General features: G+C 63.7%; 20 protein-coding genes and 1 tRNA gene. 11 read left to right on the forward strand and 10 right to left on the reverse strand.

What is annotated here, in order from left to right; translation table 11 throughout:
- Window positions 1–116: 116 nt before the first annotated feature.
- Both KFO72_RS26455 and fdxA read right to left on the reverse strand, forming a co-directional pair.
- Window positions 117–192, reverse strand: a tRNA-Asn gene (locus KFO72_RS26455).
- Between the two features lie 112 nt (window positions 193–304).
- Window positions 305–628 (reverse strand): ferredoxin FdxA, encoded by a 324-nt coding sequence (gene fdxA, locus KFO72_RS26460; RefSeq protein WP_035990147.1) that lies wholly within the window; start codon window positions 626–628, stop codon window positions 305–307.
- A gap of 346 nt (window positions 629–974) precedes the next feature.
- Between fdxA and pncB the strand changes: the two genes are divergently transcribed.
- The 5 genes from pncB to KFO72_RS26485 all read left to right on the forward strand — a co-directional run bounded on the left by pncB (window position 975) and on the right by KFO72_RS26485 (window position 7012).
- The gene (gene pncB / locus KFO72_RS26465; protein WP_054934130.1) at window positions 975–2174 is read left to right on the forward strand and encodes a nicotinate phosphoribosyltransferase; all 1200 of its coding nucleotides are present in this window, start codon (window positions 975–977) and stop codon (window positions 2172–2174) included.
- A 207-nt stretch (window positions 2175–2381) separates the two neighbouring features.
- Complete coding sequence (locus KFO72_RS26470) at window positions 2382–3044, forward strand: LutC/YkgG family protein (RefSeq protein ID WP_225033396.1); 663 nt, start codon at window positions 2382–2384, stop codon at window positions 3042–3044.
- Between the two features lie 43 nt (window positions 3045–3087).
- Entirely contained in the window at window positions 3088–4488 is a 1401-nt protein-coding gene (locus tag KFO72_RS26475) for a sodium:proton antiporter (protein ID WP_176053944.1), read from the forward strand.
- 53 nt (window positions 4489–4541) lie between these two features.
- Window positions 4542–5531 (forward strand): 2-hydroxyacid dehydrogenase, encoded by a 990-nt coding sequence (locus KFO72_RS26480; protein WP_107202424.1) that lies wholly within the window; start codon window positions 4542–4544, stop codon window positions 5529–5531.
- Window positions 5528–7012 carry a DNA recombination protein RmuC gene (locus KFO72_RS26485; protein ID WP_225033397.1) on the forward strand — a complete coding sequence of 495 codons (1485 nt, stop codon included), beginning with the start codon at window positions 5528–5530 and terminating at the stop codon, window positions 7010–7012. The genes KFO72_RS26480 and KFO72_RS26485 overlap by 4 nt, the downstream gene beginning before the upstream one ends.
- A 100-nt stretch (window positions 7013–7112) precedes the next feature.
- Here KFO72_RS26485 and KFO72_RS26490 read toward each other — a convergent pair whose 3' ends face one another.
- From KFO72_RS26490 to KFO72_RS26515, 6 genes are all read right to left on the reverse strand, one after another.
- On the reverse strand, window positions 7113–7598 hold the full coding sequence (locus tag KFO72_RS26490; protein WP_054934133.1) for a GNAT family N-acetyltransferase: 486 nt from the start codon (window positions 7596–7598) through the stop codon (window positions 7113–7115).
- Window positions 7598–7873 carry a hypothetical protein gene (locus KFO72_RS26495; RefSeq protein WP_007741774.1) on the reverse strand — a complete coding sequence of 92 codons (276 nt, stop codon included), beginning with the start codon at window positions 7871–7873 and terminating at the stop codon, window positions 7598–7600. Before KFO72_RS26495 ends, KFO72_RS26490 begins: the two co-directional genes overlap by 1 nt.
- Before the next feature lie 57 nt (window positions 7874–7930).
- A complete protein-coding gene (gene glp, locus KFO72_RS26500) occupies window positions 7931–9244 on the reverse strand; it encodes a gephyrin-like molybdotransferase Glp (protein WP_225033398.1) in 1314 nt (437 codons plus the stop codon).
- Between the two features lie 84 nt (window positions 9245–9328).
- Window positions 9329–9952 (reverse strand): molybdenum cofactor guanylyltransferase MobA, encoded by a 624-nt coding sequence (gene mobA / locus KFO72_RS26505; protein ID WP_225033399.1) that lies wholly within the window; start codon window positions 9950–9952, stop codon window positions 9329–9331.
- 13 nt (window positions 9953–9965) lie between these two features.
- A complete protein-coding gene (gene moaA / locus KFO72_RS26510; protein WP_225033400.1) occupies window positions 9966–11078 on the reverse strand; it encodes a GTP 3',8-cyclase MoaA in 1113 nt (370 codons plus the stop codon).
- 163 nt (window positions 11079–11241) lie between these two features.
- On the reverse strand, window positions 11242–14532 hold the full coding sequence (locus KFO72_RS26515) for an Rne/Rng family ribonuclease (RefSeq protein ID WP_225033401.1): 3291 nt from the start codon (window positions 14530–14532) through the stop codon (window positions 11242–11244).
- 753 nt (window positions 14533–15285) lie between these two features.
- Here KFO72_RS26515 and KFO72_RS26520 point away from each other — a divergent pair.
- From KFO72_RS26520 to KFO72_RS26535, 4 genes are read left to right on the forward strand one after another with little or no spacing between them, the layout of a single operon-like run.
- Complete coding sequence (locus KFO72_RS26520) at window positions 15286–16335, forward strand: RluA family pseudouridine synthase (RefSeq protein ID WP_060601719.1); 1050 nt, start codon at window positions 15286–15288, stop codon at window positions 16333–16335.
- A complete protein-coding gene (locus tag KFO72_RS26525) occupies window positions 16328–16987 on the forward strand; it encodes an HAD-IA family hydrolase (protein ID WP_035990160.1) in 660 nt (219 codons plus the stop codon). The genes KFO72_RS26520 and KFO72_RS26525 overlap by 8 nt, the downstream gene beginning before the upstream one ends.
- A complete protein-coding gene (locus KFO72_RS26530; protein ID WP_225033402.1) occupies window positions 16984–17376 on the forward strand; it encodes a Rieske (2Fe-2S) protein in 393 nt (130 codons plus the stop codon). The genes KFO72_RS26525 and KFO72_RS26530 overlap by 4 nt, the downstream gene beginning before the upstream one ends.
- Window positions 17377–17422: 46 nt before the next feature.
- Window positions 17423–18433 carry a S49 family peptidase gene (locus KFO72_RS26535; RefSeq protein WP_054934140.1) on the forward strand — a complete coding sequence of 337 codons (1011 nt, stop codon included), beginning with the start codon at window positions 17423–17425 and terminating at the stop codon, window positions 18431–18433.
- A gap of 52 nt (window positions 18434–18485) precedes the next feature.
- On the opposite strand, the gene KFO72_RS26540 is transcribed toward KFO72_RS26535, so the two are convergent.
- Window positions 18486–19205: an SAM-dependent methyltransferase gene (locus KFO72_RS26540; protein ID WP_035990164.1), complete on the reverse strand. Its 720-nt coding sequence runs from the start codon at window positions 19203–19205 to the stop codon at window positions 18486–18488.
- Complete coding sequence (locus KFO72_RS26545; RefSeq protein WP_054934142.1) at window positions 19202–19819, reverse strand: Maf-like protein; 618 nt, start codon at window positions 19817–19819, stop codon at window positions 19202–19204. The genes KFO72_RS26540 and KFO72_RS26545 overlap by 4 nt, the downstream gene beginning before the upstream one ends.
- A gap of 252 nt (window positions 19820–20071) precedes the next feature.
- Here KFO72_RS26545 and KFO72_RS26550 point away from each other — a divergent pair, with 252 nt between their 5' ends.
- Window positions 20072–20710 (forward strand): DUF177 domain-containing protein, encoded by a 639-nt coding sequence (locus KFO72_RS26550; protein WP_060601714.1) that lies wholly within the window; start codon window positions 20072–20074, stop codon window positions 20708–20710.
- A 113-nt stretch (window positions 20711–20823) separates the two neighbouring features.
- Complete coding sequence (rpmF, locus tag KFO72_RS26555) at window positions 20824–21003, forward strand: 50S ribosomal protein L32 (RefSeq protein ID WP_007741736.1); 180 nt, start codon at window positions 20824–20826, stop codon at window positions 21001–21003.
- Window positions 21004–21013: the final 10 nt, after the last annotated feature.

Here is a 21013-nt window from a genome sequence, read left to right on the forward strand (position 1 = left end):
CAGGGACCTACGGATTAACAGTCCGGCGCTCTACCGACTGAGCTATCGGGGAACAGCAATACAACTTGTCGCTACATAAAAAAGCCCGCTGTGGTTAACGGGCTCTTGCAATTCTTTGGCTCCCCGACCTGGGCTCGAACCAGGGACCTACGGATTAACAGTCCGGCGCTCTACCGACTGAGCTATCGGGGAACAACAAAAGCAGAGAAGCGGAATTGTAGGGGGTGTATCAGAAGCTGTCAATACCTTCGAATCATCTCAATTTAATTCGACTGATTCGACCTGGAACGACAGCTTGCGGCGCTCAACGCTCGAGCAGCGCCAGCTTTTCCTTCACGTCCTTGAATTCGTCGGCCTCGGGCAGCGGCGCCTTGGTCTTGGTGATGCTGGGCCATGCCTTGGCGAGCTCGGCGTTGAGCTCCGTGAAGTGCTGCTGGTCGCCGGGCACGTCTTCTTCCGCGTAAATGGCGTTCACCGGGCATTCCGCAACGCACACCGCGCAGTCGATGCATTCATCCGGGTCAATCGCGAGGAAGTTGGGACCTTCGCGAAAGCAGTCCACCGGGCACACATCGACGCAGTCGGTATAGCGGCACTTGATGCAGCTTTCGGTCACAACGTGAGTCATTCAGGCAACTCCTGCAAACGATATCTTTTAGGTAATGGGGGATGGCAAGACGCCAAAAGCGGTATTGTAACGTAACGTCAAGTAGTGCATACGCGATCGCCCCAACCCTTTTATATCGTTTGGTGATTAGTTTATGGCGAGCGGTTTGCGCCGCCCGTGCCCGCCGGCCTTGACGCATTCAAACAACCGCCGGCGCGCATTCGGGTAACATGCGACAGCGTCTGTGCGGGGCCCGTTTCGAGCGGGACTCTGCGCGAAGCCCGAAGCGCACATGGCGAACACGAAAGGGCGAGGGCGCACGAGGCCTGACGTCTTCCGATTTCATGCAGTCCCGGTTTGCAAGATCATGATCATTACTTCGCTGCTCGACACCGACCTGTACAAATTCACGATGATGCAGGTGGTGCTGCATTATTTCCCGGCTGCCAACGTCGAATACAAGTTCCGCTGCCGCACGCCGAACGTCAACCTGGTGCCGTACATCGACGAGATTCGCAGCGAAGTGCACAAGCTCTGCAAGCTGCGCTTCAATGAAGGCGATCTCGACTATCTGCGCCGGATGCGCTTCATCAAGAGCGACTTCATCGACTTTCTCGCGCTCTTCCATCTCAACGAAAAATACATCTCGATCACGCCCTCGGCGAAGGGCAACGGGGAGATCGAAATCGACATCAAGGGGCCGTGGCTGCACACGATCCTCTTCGAGATCCCCGTGCTTGCGATCGTCAACGAAGTGTACTTCCGCAACACGCAGCAGCAGCCCGATTACAGCGAAGGACGCGAGCGCCTGCGCGACAAGATGCAGCTGCTCGGTGCGCGCCCCGAGTTCGCCGACTGCAAGATCGCCGACTACGGCACGCGGCGCCGTTTCTCCGGGCGCTGGCACGAAGAGGTGATCCTCACGCTCAAGGACGGTCTGCGCGACCAGTTCACGGGCACCAGCAACGTGTTCTATGCAATGAAGCATGGCCTGACGCCTCTCGGCACGATGGCGCACGAATACCTGCAAGCCTGTCAGGCGCTCGGTCCGCGTCTGCGCGACTCGCAGATCTTCGGCTTTGAAATGTGGGCGAAGGAGTATCGCGGCGATCTGGGCATCGCGTTGTCGGACGTGTATGGCATGCAGGCGTTCCTCCGTGATTTCGACATGTACTTCTGCAAGCTCTTCGACGGCGCGCGCCATGATTCCGGCGACCCGTTCGACTGGGGCGAGCGTCTTCTCGCGCACTACGAAGCGAACCGCTGCGATCCGCGCACGAAAGTGCTGGTCTTTTCCGACGCGCTCGACATCCCAAAGGTGCTGCAGCTGTACGAGCGCTTCCGTGGGCGCTGCAAGCTCGCCTTCGGCGTCGGCACGAACCTCACGAACGACCTTGGCTATAACCCGCTGCAGATCGTCATCAAGATGGTCAAGTGCAACGGGCAGCCCGTCGCGAAGCTGTCCGATTCGCCGGGCAAGAACATGTGCGAAGACAAGGCGTACCTTGCCTATCTGCGCCAGGTGTTCGGCATCGAGCAACCTGAGGAAGAATCCGCGGGCAAGTGACGCCCCGTCACGCTTTCGCGTTGCAGTCCGGGAGCATGTGAGTGCATTGTCGGCACTTCGCACGAGTGCCGCTATATGCCGTTCGGCCAGGTGTTGGCATGAAGGGCGGCCGGTATAATTCGACCGTCACTGTGCGCAATGAGCAGGGCGCATTTCGCACGCGTATGTCCCACGTTCAGCACGACCACCGGCACGAGGATATTGCACATGGATACATCGACGGCCCGCCGCAACATCCTGGCGCGCATTCGCGCGGCACAAGGGCGTGAGCCCGAGCCGGCCGCGTCCGAGCGCGAGGCGGCGCAGGCGTATCTCGCAAGTCATCCGCAAGGTCCGCGCCCAACCCTGCCGGCCGATCTCGTCGCGCATTTCATCGAGCAGGCGAAGAAAATGGCGACCACGGTCGATACCGTCGAATCGCTCGCCGACGCACCCGCTGCCGCGCACCGTTACCTTTCCGAACTGAACCTTCCTACGCAGGCTATCGCATGGCAGACGCTCGAAGCGCTGCCCTGGAGCGGCTCGGGCGTCGACGTCGAGTTTCGCAAGCCGCGCGACGAAGACCGCGTCGGCATCACGGGCTGCTTCTGCGCGACGGCTGAAACGGGCACGCTGGTGCTGCTGTCGGGCCCGGACACTTATGCGTCGGCGGGCTTGCTGCCGGAGACGCACATTGCAATCGTGCCGGCCTCGCGCATCGTCGCCGGTCACGAGGAAGCGTTCAATCTGATCCGCAGCGAACGCGGCGAACTGCCGCGCGCCGTCAACTTCGTCTCCGGCCCGTCGCGTACAGGCGATATCGAACAAACCATCGTGCTCGGTGCGCACGGTCCTTATCGCGTGCATGCGATCGTCGTGCGTGGCGCGTAACGCTGTGCCGTTGCAGGGACGTGTCGAGCACGCGTGTTCTCGAATGGCCGGCGTCGCGTTGTTGTTCGTGCTGTCTTGCTGGCCGCTTGCTGCATCGGCCGCGAGTCTCGACGGTGCTTCGCTCTCGGTTTGGTGGGGCGTGCCGTTCGCGGGCGTCCTGCTGTCGATTGCCGTGTTCCCGCTCGTCGCGCCCAAGCTTTGGCATCACCACTTCGGCAAGATTTCCGTGGCATGGGCCGCCGTGTTCCTTGTGCCGTTCGCTTTCGCGTTCGGCGCGTCGACGGCGTTCGGCACGCTCATTCATGCGCTGCTTGAAGAGTACGTGCCGTTCATCGTGCTGTTGACGGTGCTCTATACCGTTGCGGGCGGCATCTGCGTGACGGGCAATCTGCACGGGTCGCCGCGTCTGAATACGGCGTTGCTCGCGCTCGGCACGGCGCTCGCTAGCATCATGGGCACGACGGGCGCGGCGATGCTGCTGATCCGGCCGCTCTTGCGCGCGAACGACAACCGCAAGCACGTCGTGCATGTGGTCGTATTCTTTATCTTCCTGGTCGCGAATACGGGCGGGTCGCTGTCGCCGCTCGGCGATCCGCCGCTGTTCCTCGGCTTTCTGAACGGCGTCGGCTTCTTCTGGACAACCGTGCATCTCGCGCTGCCAACGCTGTTCGTCTGCATCGTGCTGCTTGCCATTTTCTACGCGCTCGATGCGTACTATTTCCGGCATCGCGAAGAAGTGCTGCCCGTTGATCCGTCGCCGGATACGCGTGCCGTTGGCGTCGTCGGCAAGATCAATTTCGTGCTGCTGGCACTGGTGATCGGGCTGGTGCTGATGAGCGGCATCTGGAAGCCCGGCATCGCGTTCGATGTGGCGGGCACGCATGTCGAGCTGCAGAATGTCGTGCGCGACGTGGCGCTGATCGCGGTGACGCTGCTGTCGCTGGCTGTGACGCCGCGCGCCGCGCGCGAGGGCAACGCGTTCAACTGGGCGCCCATCGAAGAAGTCGGGAAACTGTTTGCGGGAATCTTCGTCACGATCGCGCCTGTCATCATGATGTTGCGCGCGGGCGAAGCGGGCGCGCTCAGCGGCATCGTGCATCTCGTCAACGACACGGCCGGCCAGCCGCGCGACGACATGTATTTCTGGGCGACGGGCCTGTTGTCGTCGTTCCTCGATAATGCACCCACGTACCTCGTGTTCTTCAACCTCGCCGGCGGCGACGCACAGACGTTGACGACCACGGGCGCATCGACGCTCGCGGCCATTTCGGCAGGCGCGGTGTTCATGGGCGCGAACAGCTACATCGGCAACGCGCCGAATTTCATGGTCAAGGCGATCGCCGAATCGCGCGGCGTGAAGATGCCCAGTTTTTTCGGCTATCTCGCGTGGTCGGGCATCGTGCTGATACCGTTGTTCATCGCAACATCGTTGATTTTCTTTTGATGCCGTGCGCGCGCCGAAGGGACGCGCTACGGACTGATACTCGGAGAATGGCAATGCAAAAGGTTCTGGTTGCGCGTCCCATCTTTCCGGATGTGATCGAGCGCCTCAAGCAGCATTTCGAAGTGGACTGGCATAACGGCGACGTGCTGCCCGCCGACGAACTCAAACGCCGCCTCGCCGATAAAGACGGCGCGCTGACGGCGGGCGACGCGATCGACGCGTCCGTGCTGGCCGCCGCGCCGCGTCTGCGTGTGGTGTCGAACATGGCGGTCGGTTACAACAACTTCGACATGGCCGCGTTCAACGCGGCGAACGTGCTCGGCACGAATACACCCGACGTGCTCAACGAATCGACGGCGGATTTCGGCTGGGCGCTGATGATGGCGGCGGCGCGCCGCATCGCGGAATCGGAGCACTGGTTGCGCGCGGGCAAATGGGAAAAGTGGTCGTACGACGGCTTTCTCGGCTCGGACCTGTATGGCTCGACGCTCGGCGTGATCGGCATGGGCCGCATCGGGCAGGCGCTCGCGCGTCGCGCGCGCGGCTTCAACATGAACGTGATCTATCACAACCGCTCGCGTGTCGCGCCCGGGATCGAGGCTGAACTGAACGCGGAGTATGCGTCGAAGCAGGACCTGCTGCGCCGTGCCGATCACGTCGTGCTTGTGTTGCCGTACACGGCTGAGAACCATCACACGATCGGCGCTGCCGAACTCGCGCTGATGAAACCGACGGCCACGCTCACCAACATCGCGCGTGGCGGCATCGTCGACGACGCGGCGCTTGCCGAAGCGTTGCGCGAGAAGCGTATCGCCGCGGCGGGCCTCGACGTGTTCGAGGGCGAGCCAAAGCTCAATCCGGCACTGCTCACCGTGCCGAATGTCGTGCTGACGCCGCACATCGCGAGTGCGACGGAAGCCACGCGCCGCGCCATGGCGAATCTCGCGGCTGACAATCTGATCGCGGGGTTGGGCGAGGGTCCGCGCGCCGGGCGTCCGCCGAACCCTATCAACCCTGATGTGATCGGGAAGGCGCGTTCATGACGATGGTTTTGATCGCGGCCGTTGCCGTACTGGCCGTCGCGCTGGTGATCGCGCTGTTCATGCTGATGCGCGGCAGCGGTGACGCGCATCAGCAGACGCAATTCGACGAACTGGGTGAGCGTCTCGATGCCGCGGCGCTTGCGCAGACGCGCGAGTACGAGCGGCTTGAACGCGAGCTGCGCGGCGAGATTTCCGAAACGGCGCGCGTCTCGCGCACGGAATTGAGCGGCGGCTTCTCGCAGTTTCAGCAGACGCTCGCCTCCCAGTTCACTAGCATGACGACTGTGCAGGCCGCCAAGATCGACGGCTTTGCGCAGCAGCTCGTCAAGCTGACGGATACGAACGCGCAACAGCTCGACGCCGTGCGCCACAGCCTGCAGCAGCAGGCGCAACAGGCGCGCGAAGAACAGGGCGTGACGCTGAAGCGTTTCGGCGAAACGTTGCAGCAGCAACTGGCGCAGGTGACGGAGGCGAACGACCGGCGTTTCGCGGAAGTGCGCGCGACCATCGAGCAGCGGCTGAAAGACATCGAGGCCAACAACTCGACGAAGCTAGAAGAAATGCGCCGCACCGTCGACGAAAAGCTGCACGCGACGCTTGAACAACGCCTTGGCGAATCGTTCAAGCTGGTGTCCGACCGTCTCGAACAGGTGCATCGCGGTCTCGGCGAAATGCAGACTTTGGCGGCGGGTGTCGGAGATCTGAAGAAGGTTCTGACAAACGTTAAGACACGCGGCACATGGGGCGAAGTGCAGCTCGAATCGTTGCTCGAACAGATACTGACGTCCGATCAGTACGCGAAGAACATTGCGACGATCCCGAAGAGCAACGACCGCGTCGAGTTCGCTATCAAACTGCCAGGACGTCAGCCGACACCCGATGCGGCGGCCACGCCCGTATGGTTGCCCATCGATGCGAAATTTCCGCGTGAGGACTATGAACGTCTGATCGAAGCGCAGGAGCGTAGCGACCCCGTCGCAGTCGAAGACGCGTCGCGCGCGCTCGAAGGGCGGATTCGCGCGGAAGCGAAGACGATTGCGGAAAAGTACGTGTCGCCGCCGCATACCACTGACTTCGCGCTGCTGTTCCTGCCGACGGAAGGCTTGTACGCCGAGATTCTGCGCCGCCCGGGTCTCACTGACCTTTTGCAACGCGACTATCGCGTGACGATTGCCGGGCCGACCACATTGACGGCCTTGCTCAACAGTCTGCAAATGGGTTTCCGTACGCTCGCCATCGAAAAGCGGTCGAGCGAAGTGTGGCAGGTGCTGGGCGCGGTGAAGACGGAGTTCGGCAAATTCGGCGACGTGCTGGCGAAGACCAAGTCGCAACTCGAAACCGTCACGCGTTCGATCGAGGCGGCGGAAGTGCGCACGCGTCAGATGAACAGGAAGCTGCGCGACGTCGAGGCGTTGCCCGAAGAGCGGGCGGCGGGCTTGCTCGGGGACTCGCTGTCCGGAGTCGATGCGGAAGAGTCTTGACGCAGGGAAGGCTGGCAACGCTTGACCGCGATGGTTAAGTGTCGCCAGCCAGAAGGGCGGCTTCGAACGGGAGCGACGCTGCGCCGGGCGGGCGTGCCAATCAGTCCGCGCTCGCCGCCAGTTGATCGAGCGCGTCGCCCGTGATGCGCACGACGCGCCAGTCTGGTAGCACGGTCGCGCCCATCTTCTGATAAAAATCGATCGCGGGCTGATTCCAGTCCAGCACCGACCATTCGAAGCGGCCGCACTGCCGTTCGACAGCCAGTGCCGCCAGATAACGCAGCATCTTCGACCCGAGTCCCGTGCCGCGCTCGGTCGGCTGCACGTACAGGTCTTCGAGATACAGGCCACGCCGTCCGAGGAACGTCGAGTAGTTATGGAAGAACAGCGCGTAGCCGATCATCTTGCCGTCGCGCTCCGCGACGATCGCCTCCGCCGAAGGGCGCGCGCCGAACAGCGCGTCGCGCAGGCCGTCTTCCGTCGCGATGAACAGATGCGTGAGCTTTTCGAACTCGGCCAGTTCGTACATCAACGCGAGCATCGCGCCGACGTCGTCAGGCGTGGCCGCGCGGATCGCCGCCGGCATTACGCTTCCTCCGGCACGTCGCTCAACTGGATCTCGATGCCGCCGAAGCGCGACGCCACCCAGTTGTACGCGTGGCATGCAATCCACAGCAGGATGAAACCCAGAATCGCGTTGAGCAGCAGCGCGCTGAACACGGTGCTCAGTTCCACCGATCCGTAGCGGATGAAGGCGACCAGCACGCCCAGCAGCACGATAGGCACGCTGAACGTCAGATACACGAGGATCAATGCCTTTGCCGTCTGCCCCGGTGCAATGAACGAGATCTGTTTTTTCATGTAAGTCAAACCCGTATGTCGTAGTGGATTGCGTAAAAACTGGCCTGCCTCGTGCGCTCAGATGAGGCCGTCGAACAGCATGATATCGACGGCGTCGCCTGGGTCGAGATCGCCCTGGTCGTGGGCGAGCACGATGAAGCAATTCGCTTCGCTCATCGAGCTGAGCACGCCGGAGCCTTGCGAGCCCGTCGGCGTGACCCGCCATGCGCCTTGCGCGTCGCGCTGCGCGATGCCGCGCTGGAATTCGGTACGGCCCGGCCGTTTGCGGATCGCGTCGACGCACGCGGCGCGGATGAGCGGCACAGGATGAGTCGTCGCGCCGGACATCCGCAACAGCACTTCACGCACGATCTGATAGAACGCTGCCATCACCGCGACGGGGTTGCCCGGCAGGCCGAAGAAGATTGCCGGTTCGCCCGCGCCGGGTTTGCCGCCCGACCAGATGCGTCCAAACGCCAGCGGCCGGCCCGGACGCATCGCGAGACTCCAGTGCGCGACGTCGCCGAGCATGCGTAGCATTTGCTTCGTCAGATCGGCTTCGCCCACCGAAACGCCGCCGGAGGTTATCACGACATCCGCGCTCGATGCAGCCGTTCGCAATGCTTCTTCAAGCGCGGCGGGCTCGTCGCGGACCACGCCGAGGTCGATGGGATCGACGTCGAGGCGCTTGAGCATCGCGAACAGCGTATAGCGGTTGCTGTCGTAAACGCAGCCCGGATCGAGTGGTTGGCCGATCGAGCGCAGTTCGTCGCCCGTCGAAAAGAATGCGACACGCAGACGGCGGCGCACGGACACCTCGCCAATGCCCAGCGACGCGAGCAATCCAAGGTCCGACGCCCGCACGATGCGGCCCGCCTTCAGCGCGACCGCGCCCTGCGCGAGGTCTTCGCCCGCGAGGCGCCGGTTCGCGCCCGTGCGCAACGGCGACGCTGCAAAGCGAATGGTGTCGCCGTCGCGCGTGACGGCTTCCTGCGGAACGACGGTGTCGCAGCCCGCGGGCATCGTCGCACCCGTCATCACGCGAACGCATTGCGTGCGCTCGATGCTTCCCGCGAACGGATGCCCGGCGAAAGCCTTGCCCGCCACGCTCAGCACGAGTTCGCGTTTTTCGTCGGGCACGCCCGTTCGAACTTCGAGCGCCGCGCCTGCGAACGCGTAGCCGTCCATCGCCGAGTTGTCGTGGGCGGGAACGTCGATGGGCGAGACGATGTCCTGCGCCAGCACGCGGTTCAGCGCGTCACGCAGTTGAACGCGCTCGACGGTCGTCACGGGTGTGGCCCATTCGCGCACGATTGCCTGTACGGCGGACACCGGCATGGCTTGAGCGTCGTACTGTGCGACGCAACTCGAAGTTTCGTTCAGCGTGGTCATGAAAGGGGAGCGTCGCGACGGAATGCGGTGCGGCGGCGGCCGGGCGGCAATCGCGGCAAATGGCGCTGCTAATGTTAAACCCGGTCAACCGCGTTCGAGGTCGGCGAGTTCCTGCAGTGAATTGATATTGTAAAACGTGCGCTCGTCCGGAAAGGCGACTTCGACCGCCCTGTGGCGTGCGTACCACGTGCGAACCTTGCGCTCGCCCGCTTGCAGAAAGCCTTCGAGATCTCCGGCCAGCGACGTGCGCACGAGTGCGAAAACCGGGTGGATGGACGTCTCGCCCCGAGCGTCCGCGGTCGTGACGGTCGCGATGCCCGCGTCTTGCGCGTCTTGCTGATCGAGCGCGGCGGCGAGCCGCATGGCGAGATCGGCGGGCAAACCGGGTGTGTCGCATGGCGCCGACAGCACGAACGGCGTGGACGCCGCGCGCAAACCGGCGAGCAGACCGGCGAGCGGACCGGGAAAATCGGGCAGCGTGTCGGAGATGACGGTTGCGTGAAATGGTCCGCCCAGTTCCGCATATTGCTCCGTGTGCCGGTTCGCGCTGATCAGAAGCGGTCCGGCCTGCGGCGCGAGACGCCGCATCACGTGGAGGGCGAGCGGTTCGCCGTGCAGCATCTGCAGGCCCTTGTCGACGCCGCCCATGCGCATGCCGCGTCCGCCCGCGAGCAGCAGGCCGGTGATCTGGTCGCGCGTGATGCACATTGGAAAGACTGGCTCAGCCGCCGATGTACGACATCTCGACACGCCGTTCTTCGCGCGTCGTCGTGGTGGTAGCGCTCGCGCTGCCGCGCAGTTGCGAGTAGCGGTCGCCGCGCGCGTGCCAGATGTTGGCGATCGCGGTGGCGATGCCTGCGTCGCTCGTGCCGTTGCGTACGAGCGCGCGCAGATCATGGCCCGACGACGCGAACAGGCACAGGTACACCTTTCCTTCCGTCGATAGCCGGGCGCGCGTGCAGTCGCCGCAAAACGCGCGCGTCACGCTGGAAATCACGCCGATTTCGCCGCTGCCGTCCGCGTAGCCCCAGCGCTGCGCGGTTTCGGCGGCGCTATGCGCTTCGAGCGGCAGCAGCGGAAAGTGCTCGCTGATCCGCGCGACCACGTCTGCCGACGGCAGCACTTCCGTCATGTTCCAGCCGTTCGACGTGCCGACGTCCATGTACTCGATGAAGCGCAGCACCACGCCGGAGTCCCGGAAGTGGCGCGCCATCGGCACGATTTCGCTGTCGTTCGTGCCGCGCTTGACGACCATGTTGACCTTCAGCGGCGCCAGCCCGACCGACCGCGCGACTTCGATGCCGTCGAGCACGTCGCGCACGGCGAAATCGGCGTCGTTCATGCGGCGAAATAACGCATCGTCGAGCGCGTCGAGGCTGACAGTCACACGGCTCAGACCGGCGTCTTTCAGGCTGCGCGCCTTGCGCGCGAGCAGCGAGCCGTTGGTGGTGAGCGTCAGGTCGAGCGGCTTGCCGGCGGCCGTCGTCATTCGCGCGAGCCGTTCGATCAGGAATTCGAGGTTCTTGCGCAACAGCGGCTCGCCGCCCGTCAGACGGATTTTCTCCACGCCATGCGCGACGAAAATCGTTGCGATCCGCTCGATTTCCTCGAAAGTCAGCAGCGCGCTGTGCGGCAGGAACGAATAGTCCTTGTCGAACACCGCGCGCGGCATGCAGTAGACGCACCGGAAGTTGCAACGGTCAGTCACCGAAATGCGCAGGTCGCGCAGCGGACGCGACAGCGTATCGGTCAGCTCGCCGCGCGGGGTCCGCACAGGACCGGCGACGTCGGGGACGGCGCTGACGTCGGCAACAGGAATGATGCGTCGGGACATGATTACATATTTGGGATATCAGACTTCATTCTAGCGGAAGGCACTTTCCGTCACAGTAGGGCGAAACGCGCGGTGCCGTCTGGATGGGTACAGCAAAAAGCCCGCCTTGAAGGCGGGCTTTTCGGGATGCCCGGCGTTGCAGCCGGGCGAGGTTAGCGACCGCTTACTGCGGCTGCTTTGCGGTTTCGACCTGTTGCATCGGCGTCGTGTCGGCGGCCGGAAGCGGCTTGCGCTCGCGCGGCGCGCGTGCGGGCTTCACCGCTTGCGCGGCAGCTTCCTGCGCGACACGCAGCTTGTCCGAGTCGGTGTTGACCCAGACGAGGCCGGCACTTTCCAGCATCGCTTCGAGGCTTTGCGTCGACTGACGGCCGGCCGATACGCCGTTCGTACGAACGGGTTGCGGCTCGGCTGCTGCGGCGGTCGGCGCGGGTTCCGATACCTCTTCCGTTACGGTTTCCGTTACGACCGGTTCCGCTGCGGGTTGCGCTGGCGCGACGTCCGCGACGGGTTCCGCGACCGGCTGAACAACCGGCTCGACGACAGGCTGCGTTGCAACGGGCGCTTCGACGGCCGGCTGCGCTGCTTCCGCAGGCGCTGCCGGGGCCGGAGCCGCTGCAACCGGCTCCGCGACGGACTCGACGACGACAGGCGCTTCGGCGACGGGTGCTGCCGCAATGGTCTCGACGGGCGCGGGCGCTTCAACGGGCGCTTGCGTCGTTGCCACAGGCTCAACTGCTTGCGGCTCGAAAGCGGCCGGCGTTTCGGCGGCCGCTTCCGTGCGCGTTGCAACGGGCGCTTCGTCGGCCGGCACGATGGCTTCCGCCTTCGCAGCCTTTTCGACAGCCAGCGCCGGCGTTTCAGCCGATGCGTGCAACTCGCTGACCACGGCGGCGCCCGTCGCGACGGCTGCCACGACGACCTCGACCGGCTTCACTTCCTGTGCCGGCTGCTGTTGCGCTGCTTCGACCGCTTGCGGCTGCGTCTCGTGACGTCCCGTGTGTTCCGGTGCGCGCACGGGCGCTTCCGCCGATGCTGCCACTGCCGTTTCGCCTTCCGCTTCCGCGACGTCGGCGGCCGTGTTCACGTTCACGCCTTCTTCGTCACGCTCGCGACGCCCACCACGGCGACCGCGACGGCGACGACGACGCTCTTCGCCATCACGAGCGTCGTCAATGGGGGCTGCGCCACCCATCAGATTCGCTTGCGCCTGTCCGGCGACATCGGCCTGAGCCTCGTTTTGGCTCAGCGCGTCGGCTGCTTCGGGCTGCTGCTTGCGGCGCTCACCGCGTTCGCCACGCTCGCGGCGCTCGCCACGATCCGGGCGTTCCTGACGCTCGCCGCGCGTTGCTTCAGCGGTTTCGGCGCGTTCCGCACGCTCCTGACCCCGTTCGACGCGCTCCGGACGTGCCTCGCGCGGTTCGCGTGCCTCACGCGGCTCGCGGCCTTCGCGCGGCTCGCGGCCGGCGCGCGGTTCACGTGCTTCACGTGCTTCGCGCGGTTCGCGTTCCTGACGTTCGCCGCGTTGCGACGGCTGACCCTGGCGGCCTTGCGTTGCCGCGCCTTCGCCACGACCCGCCGCATCGCGGCCACCTGCGCCGTTGCGACGGTTGCGGTTACGATCGCCGCCGCGTTCGCCCGTGCGCTCACCGCGCTCGGTGCGTTCGCCGCGTGCGGGCTTCGCCGTCTTCTCGACGGGTGCTGGCGCGGGAGCGGGAGCCGCCGGTTGTACGCCGAACAGACCCTTCAGCCAGCCGATGAAGCCGCCCGTAGCAGGCTTGACTTCGACCGTGGCGGCAGCGGGGGCCGGCGTGCGCACGGGCGCGCTCGGCGCCGGCTTTTCAGGCGTGATGCCCTTCACAGCCGCTTCCTGCTTCGGCTTCACCTCTTCGGCGCGCTTGCTGTAGCCCGTTTCCGATTCCAGTTCGCGGGCGGCTTCCTCGGCCATCTTCCACGACGCGCGCGGATCGTCGAGGCGTGCGTCGTCGTGACGCAGACGCTCGAGCTTGTAGTGCGGCGTGTCGAGGTGCTTGTTCGGCACCAGCACGACGTTGACCTTGAAGCGCGATTCGATCTTGTTGATTTCCGAACGCTTCTCGTTGAGCAGGAAGGCCGTGACTTCGACGGGAACCTGGCAGTGGATCGCTGCCGTGTTTTCCTTCATCGCTTCTTCCTGAATGATCCGCAGCACTTGCAGTGCGGACGATTCGGTATCGCGGATGTGGCCCGTGCCATTACAGCGCGGGCAGGTCACGTGGCTGCCTTCCGACAGCGCCGGACGCAGACGCTGGCGCGACAGTTCCATCAGGCCGAAGCGCGAGATCTTGCCCATCTGAACGCGCGCGCGGTCGTGCTTGAGCGCGTCTTTCAGGCGTTGCTCGACTTCGCGCTGGCTCTTGGCAGACTCCATGTCGATGAAGTCGATCACGATCAGGCCGCCCAGGTCGCGCAGACGCAGCTGGCGCGCGACTTCGTCGGCGGCTTCGAGGTTCGTGCGGGTCGCCGTTTCCTCGATGTCGGCGCCCTTGGTGGCGCGCGCCGAGTTCACGTCGATCGCGACGAGCGCTTCCGTGTGGTCGATCACGATCGCGCCGCCCGACGGTAGCGGCACCGTGCGCGAGTACGCCGTCTCAATCTGGTGCTCGATCTGGAAGCGCGAGAAAAGCGGCACGTCGTCGTGATACCGCTTCACCTTGTTGACATTGTCCGGCATCACGATATCCATGAAGGCGCGTGCCTGGTCGTGGATTTCCGTGGTGTCGATGAGGATTTCGCCGATGTCCGGCTGGAAGTAGTCGCGAATCGCGCGGATCACGAGGCTCGATTCCAGATAGATCAGCATCGGCTGACCCTGCGAGCCGCTTTGCGACGCGGCTTCGATTGCGCGCCACAGCTGCATCAGGTAGTTCAGGTCCCACTGCAGCTCTTCCGCGCTGCGGCCGATACCCGCCGTGCGCGCGATGATGCTCATGCCTTCGGGCAGTTGCAGCTGGGACATCGTTTCGCGCAGTTCCTGGCGGTCGTCGCCTTCGATCCGCCGCGACACGCCGCCGCCGCGCGGATTGTTCGGCATCAGCACGAGGTAGCGGCCGGCGAGCGAGATGAACGTGGTAAGGGCTGCGCCCTTGTTGCCGCGTTCTTCCTTTTCGACCTGAACGATCAGTTCCTGTCCTTCTTTCAGGGCATCCTGGATGCGCGCCGAGCGCATGTCGATGCCTTCGCGGAAGTACTGGCGGGCGACTTCCTTGAACGGGAGAAAACCATGGCGGTCTTCGCCGTAGTTGACGAAGCAGGCTTCGAGCGACGGCTCGATGCGCGTCACGATCCCCTTGTAGATATTGCCTTTGCGCTGTTCGCGCCCGGCGGTTTCGATGTCGATGTCGATGAGTTTTTGCCCATCGACGATGGCGACGCGCAGTTCTTCCTGCTGCGTCGCATTAAACAACATGCGTTTCATTGAACGGCTCCAGAGCGGCTCTGCCTGTCCGGCCGACGGCGCGCGGGAAGAACCCGGCCGAAGGCTTGGGGCAGCGGCATGCCGCGCCTTATTGTGTTTTCACAAGCACGCTGGAGCGGGAAAGATGGCGGGAGAATTGCCTGATATGGGCGCCGTCTCCAATAAATGGACGCGCAGCCGCAGGGCACATGCGAACACGGCTTCAAATAATGGCCCGACACGCCGCGGGTCCTGGCAGCCGACTAGCATCAGCCTTCGTCCACGTGCACCGGCGCGCCAGTTGGGCGCGCGTCCGGACACGTTCGAAGGCTGCGGTCTTGCCGCAGCGGGCAGGCTCGCTCACTGCGCTTGCCTGTCCCGCTCGGGGTGTCTCGCCTCATTTTGACGTCGCCATGTCCTGCACTCTCCGCAGGACGCCTCGGGCGCACGCCGTATTTTCGCCACCGGCCGCTTCGCGCTTAAGGGACATGAAAGCTGCCCTTGCCGAAGCTCGCCAGTCAAATTCTTTTTGACCAAAATTCCGTTACCGACGGTGCCGACGGTGACCGAACGTGCCTGTGGGCGCCGTCCCTGCCGTGTCGCGCATCGTGCGTGCAACTTGTTGCATCTCATTTTCAGGGCGAGCAACCAGCCCCCGGCGCAAGTAAAATGACGTTTTATCGCTTGCACCTGCGCAATCCACCCGCGATTCGGTTTAAGGCGCCGATCCTATATAGTCGGCCACCGCAGACTGCTGGGCAAATTATATTCAGAATGAAAGAGTTAGGCAAAATATCCCAGAAATCGGTGACAAGCCCCGTTGCAAGCGATCAGGTGTCGATGATCGAAATCGACGACAGCGCGGCCGGTCAGCGGATCGACAACTTCCTGTTGCGCGTCTGTAAGGGCGTGCCGAAAAGTCATATTTATAGGATTCTGCGCAGCGGCGAAGTGCGCGTGAACAAGGGCCGCGTCGACGCGCAGTACCGTCTCGCCTTTGGCGATCTGGTGCGCGTACCACCCATCCGCGTCGCGAAGGCGGACGAGGCGGTGCACGCGCCCGTGCCGTCGGCGCACTTCGAAATTCTGTTCGAAGACGAGCATATGCTGGTGATCGACAAGCCGGCTGGCGTCGCCGTGCACGGCGGCAGCGGGGTCGCGTTCGGCGTGATCGAGCAGTTGCGGGCGGCGCGTCCGCAGGCGAAATTTCTGGAACTCGTGCACCGGCTGGACCGCGAGACGTCGGGCGTGCTGATGCTCGCGAAAAAGCGTGCGGCGCTCGTCAATTTGCACGAACAGATCCGCGAAAACCGGATGGACAAGCGTTACTACGCGTGCGTGCACGGTGAATGGGCGAGCGACTGGGGCCGCCGGCGCGCCGTGAAGGAGCCGCTGCATAAATATCTGCTGCCGGATGGCGAGCGGCGCGTGCGCGTACAGCCGGACGGGCTGCCGTCCCACACCATTTTCAATCTCGTCGATCGGTGGCCGGGTTACGCGCTGCTCGAAGCGGAACTGAAAACGGGGCGGACCCATCAGATTCGTGTCCATCTGGCGCATCTGGGACTGCCGATCGTCGGTGACGCCAAATACGGCGATTTCGCGCTGAACAAGGCGCTCGCACGCGCAAATGCGCAGCCGGGGCTTAAACGGATGTTCTTGCACGCTTACCGGCTCAAGCTGACGCACCCGGCGACGGGCGACACGCTACAGTTCGAAGCGCCGTTGCCGGCAGACTGCAAGCGCTTCATCGCGCAACTGTCTGAGGCGGCCGGGGCGGGAACGCACGAACAATCACAAACCGAGACGAAATCGCATGGCTAGAGAGCAATTTGACCTGATCGTCTTCGATTGGGACGGCACGTTGATGGATTCGACCGTCCATATCACCCGCAGCATTCAGGCGGCCTGCCGCGATCTCGGGCTGCCCGTGCCGGCTGACGAGGCCGCGAGCTTCGTGATCGGCCTGGGTTTGCGCGACGCGCTGCAGATCGCCGCGCCGACGCTGGACCCATCCGATTACCCGCGCCTCGCCGAGCGCTATCGCTTCCACTATCTGGTGAAGGATCAGACGACCGAGCTGTTTGCAGGTGTGCGAGAGATGCTCGCCGATCTGCGCGATCAGGGCTATCTGCTCGCGATCGCTACCGGCAAGAGTCGCGTCGGGCTGAACCGCGCGCTCGATCAGGTCCGGCTCACGAGTCTTTTCGACGGCACGCGCTGCGCCGATGAAACGTTCTCGAAACCGCATCCGGCCATGCTGCAGGAGCTCACGCGCGAACTGGGGCAGGATCCCGTGCGCACCGTGATGATCGGAGATACCACGCACGATCTTCAAATGGCGATCAATGCGGGCGTGTCGGGCATCGGCGTCACGTACGGCGCGCACCCGGCAGATTCGTTGACAGCGCTGGAGCCGAAATTCGTCGCTGACAGCATCGCTTCATTGTCGGGCTGGCTGCGGGAGCACGCATGACGGACGCCGCACAGGAGGCGGTGCGCGTTTGCGCATCCGAAGAACTCGTCGACGGCGGCGCGGGCGTGCGCCGCGACGCGACGTACGCGGGCGGCGATGCCGTGGTGTTCTTCGTCCGCTATGACGGCGTGGCGTATGGTTATCTGAACCGTTGCGCACACGTGCCGATGGAACTGGACTGGAACGAAGGACAGTTCTTCGAATCGTCCGGCTTATACTTGATGTGCGCAACGCATGGCGCGATTTATGCCCCGGATACAGGCAAGTGCGTAGGCGGCCCGTGCCGCGGCGGCAGGCTTCGCCCGGTACGCGTCGACGAGCGCGACACGCCCGAAGGGCGCGCGGTGTTCTGGCTTCCGGATGCTGATCTGCGTCCAGCACCTGCCTGATTCCCAGCTACATTTCCCGAAACCACGTTTTCTGCGGCGGCAATGCATGTCCGATAATTTGACTCCCGATCCGAACGAACCGGCCGCGGCGGGCCGCGAGCGCCGGGCGCCCGCCGACGAGCCGAACTGGGAGCGCGCCGCGCTCGAGCGGATTGCGCTGGCGGCCGTCAACGAGCAACGCGCGGCGCGCCGCTGGCGGATCTTTTTTCGTTTCCTGTTCCTCGGCGTGCTGGTTCTCGTTGCGTGGGCCGTGCTCGATTTCAGCGGCGAGAAAGTTGCGGCCACGACGGGGCGGCATACGGCACTCGTGACACTTGACGGCGAGATATCGTCCGATACGAACGCGAACGCGGAAGATGTCGACGCGGCGCTGGCCAGTGCATTCGATGACACGGGCACGGCGGGCGTGATCCTGCGTTGTAACAGCCCCGGTGGCAGTCCCGTCCAGGCTGGAATCATCTACCGTGAAATTCGCCGATTGCGCGCGAAATATCCTTCAATTCCGCTCTACGTCGTCGTAAGCGATATGTGCGCGTCGGGTGGTTACTACGCTGCTGCCGCTGCCGACAAGATATACGTCGACAAGGCGAGCATCGTCGGCTCGATTGGCGTGCTGATGGATGGATTCGGCTTTACCGGCCTGATGGACAAACTCGGCATTCAACGCCGGATGCGTACTTCCGGAGAGAACAAGGGATTTTACGATCCGTTCTCGCCCGATACGCCGAAGATGGATCAACACGCGCAAGCGATGCTGGACGAGATCCATGCGCAATTCATCGATGCCGTGAAGCAGGGTCGCGGAAAACGTCTTCAGGAGTCGCCGGATATCTTCTCTGGACTGTTCTGGACGGGCGAGAAGAGCGTCCAGCTAGGCCTCGCAGACGGTTTCGGTGACACCGACTATGTCGCGCGCGAAATCATCAAGGCGCCCGATGTCGTCGACTACACGGTGAAGGAAAGCATCACCGACCGCGTCGCGAAAAAGTTCGGCGCAGCCGTCGGTAGCGGGGCCGTGCGCGCGATGGCCGCAATCGGGAAGCTGAACCTTCGCTAAGCGAGGGCGTTTCCAGGCGGCGGCCAGCAATCTGGCCGCCGTCTTCTCTCGCTCAAGCCGCCAGAATCAGAAAAATGGCTGGGCGCTTGTGAAGATCGGGCGCAGGTTTTTTCTTCCAGTCGGCAGCTGTCCGGCTCACGATGGTCTCGCTTTCCAGTGTCAGGTCCACGGCAACACAAATAAGCGTCGACGGCGCGCAGGTCGCGATCAGCGTGTCGAGCAGCGCGCGATTCCGATATGGCGTCTCGATAAAAATCTGCGTCTGCTTTCCTTTGCGCGACTGCTGTTCGAGGTCGCGCAGGCGTTTCGCGCGCTCGTTCGCGTCGACGGGCAGGTAGCCGTGAAACGCAAAGCTCTGGCCGTTCAATCCCGACGCCATCAGCGCAAGCAGGATCGAGCTCGGCCCGACGAACGGCACCACCTTCACGCCGCGCTCGTGCGCGCGCCGCACGAGTAGCGCGCCCGGATCGGCGACGGCCGGGCAGCCGGCCTCGGACACGAGCCCGGCATCCGTTCCCGCAAGGACGGGCGCCAGCAACCTGTCGATTTCGCCTGCTGGCGTGTTGACGTTCAGTTCGCGAATCTCGATTTCCTGGATGGGCCGTTCCGTGCCGACTTTCTTCAGGAATGCGCGCGTGGTTTTGGCGTTTTCGCCTATGTAATAGTGCAGGGCGGCCGCGCGGGCGCGAACCGGTGCGGGCAGCACGGCGTCCAGCGCGGCGGCGTCGCCGTCGCCGAGCGTGTTCGGGATCAGATAGAGAACGCCGCTCATCGCACCTCCAGCAGCGGATAGCCCGCAGCGAGCAGCATGCGTGTGAGCGCGATCAGCGGCAGGCCGATCAGCGCTGTCGGATCGTCGGATTCAATTGCGTCGAGTAGCGCAATGCCGAGGCCTTCCGCTTTTGCGCTGCCCGCGCAGTCGTACGGCGTCTCGGCGCGCAGGTAGGCGTCGAGCGCGGCGTCGGGCAGATCGCGAAAGCGTACGCGCGTGACCACGTCGACGGCTTGCGCGTCGCCCGAGCCGCTGTCGAACACGCACAGCGCGCTGTGGAAAAGCACTTCGCGGCCGCGCATGCCTTGCAGTTGCGCCAGCGCTTTTTCGTGCGTGCCGGGCTTGCCGATCTGATGGCCGTCGTAGGTCGCGACCTGATCCGAGCCGATCACGAGCGCTCGCTCGCCAGCGCTGAGTGCGGCTGCGACCGCGCGCGCTTTTGCCTGCGCGAGGCGCAATGCCGTCGTTTCGGGCGATTCGCCCACGAGCGGCGTCTCGTCGATGGCGGGCACGGCGACGTCGAACGGAATGCGCAACCGTTCGAGCAGTTCGCGCCGATACGGCGAACTGGACGCCAGAATCAGGCGGGGCGGGCGTTTGGAGGAATCCGGCATGCTGGAAAAGAACCTTGATCTCTGGGTGAAACTGAAGGTGAAAAGGCGGGGCGCGAACACACTTGCGGGTGCGCCCTTAAGTGTTTGACTCGAAAAGACAAAACGGATATGATTTTGGGCTTTTCATCGGTATGCTTTGCCGAATGGCGCGCCGGATGGGCATCCTGGTGATATCCAGACCGTCTTCCAGCGCCACTAAAACGACGCATAACGACTTACCCGGCTGAAATCCTTGCCGACGCAGGAGCGCACATGACTCAACATCCTGGCAAACCTGCTGGTCTCGTCGACCCGCGTGCACTCGACCTGTTCGAATTTGCCCGCAGTGGACGTCAGGCCGCGGGTACCGTGCGCGTCTCGCAACTGCCGCGCATGTTAAACGAAGTCCCGCAGGAAGCGCCAGACCGCGACACCGCGTTCACCTGGCAAGCCGAAGGGGCGACACAGCCGGAATTGCAGGACGACGGCACCGAGGGTCCGCAGCCGTATCTGAGGCTCGCGATTCACGGCGCCGCATGGCTCGAATGTCAGCGTTGCCTGTCTCCGTACGAGCAGGCGTTCAACGTCGATGCGACTTACCGGATCGTCAATACCGAAGAGGAAGCTGAAGAGTTTCCCCTGGACGAGGATGAAGTCGATGTGATCGTTGGGTCACGCCAGTTCGATCTTGTCGACTTGATCGAAGAGGAATTGCTGCTTTCGTTGCCGCTCGTGCCGAAACACGATGCCTGTCCCGAAGTGCACGAGAGTCTCACCTCGGGCGCCAGCGGGCTGGAAGGCGAAGAGGCCGTCGAAGGAGGAGCTGAAGAGGGTGAAGAGCCCAAACGGCCCAATCCTTTTGCGGCGCTCGAAGGTCTGAAATCGGGCGAATCCGGCGGCAAGAAGCACTGAACAGTTGCATGGGAGCGCGACAGGGCGCGCCGGTCACGATGGTTTAGCCATGTGGCCTATGGCGGTTGCCGTGCCGGGCTGTGTTAGAATTCGGAAAATTTTCAGGAGTTATCATGGCAGTTCAACAAAACAAGAAGTCGCCGTCGAAGCGCGGCATGCACCGCTCGCACGATTTCCTCAACGCAGCGCCGCTGGCTGTTGAGCCGAGCACGGGTGAAGTGCATCTGCGTCACCACGTCAGCCCGAACGGCTACTATCGCGGCAAGAAAGTCGTCAAGACGAAGAACGACTAATCGCCCAGCA

It is taken from the genome of Paraburkholderia sp. XV (assembly GCF_020177535.1).
In the GTDB taxonomy this organism is placed as follows: domain Bacteria; phylum Pseudomonadota; class Gammaproteobacteria; order Burkholderiales; family Burkholderiaceae; genus Paraburkholderia; species Paraburkholderia caribensis.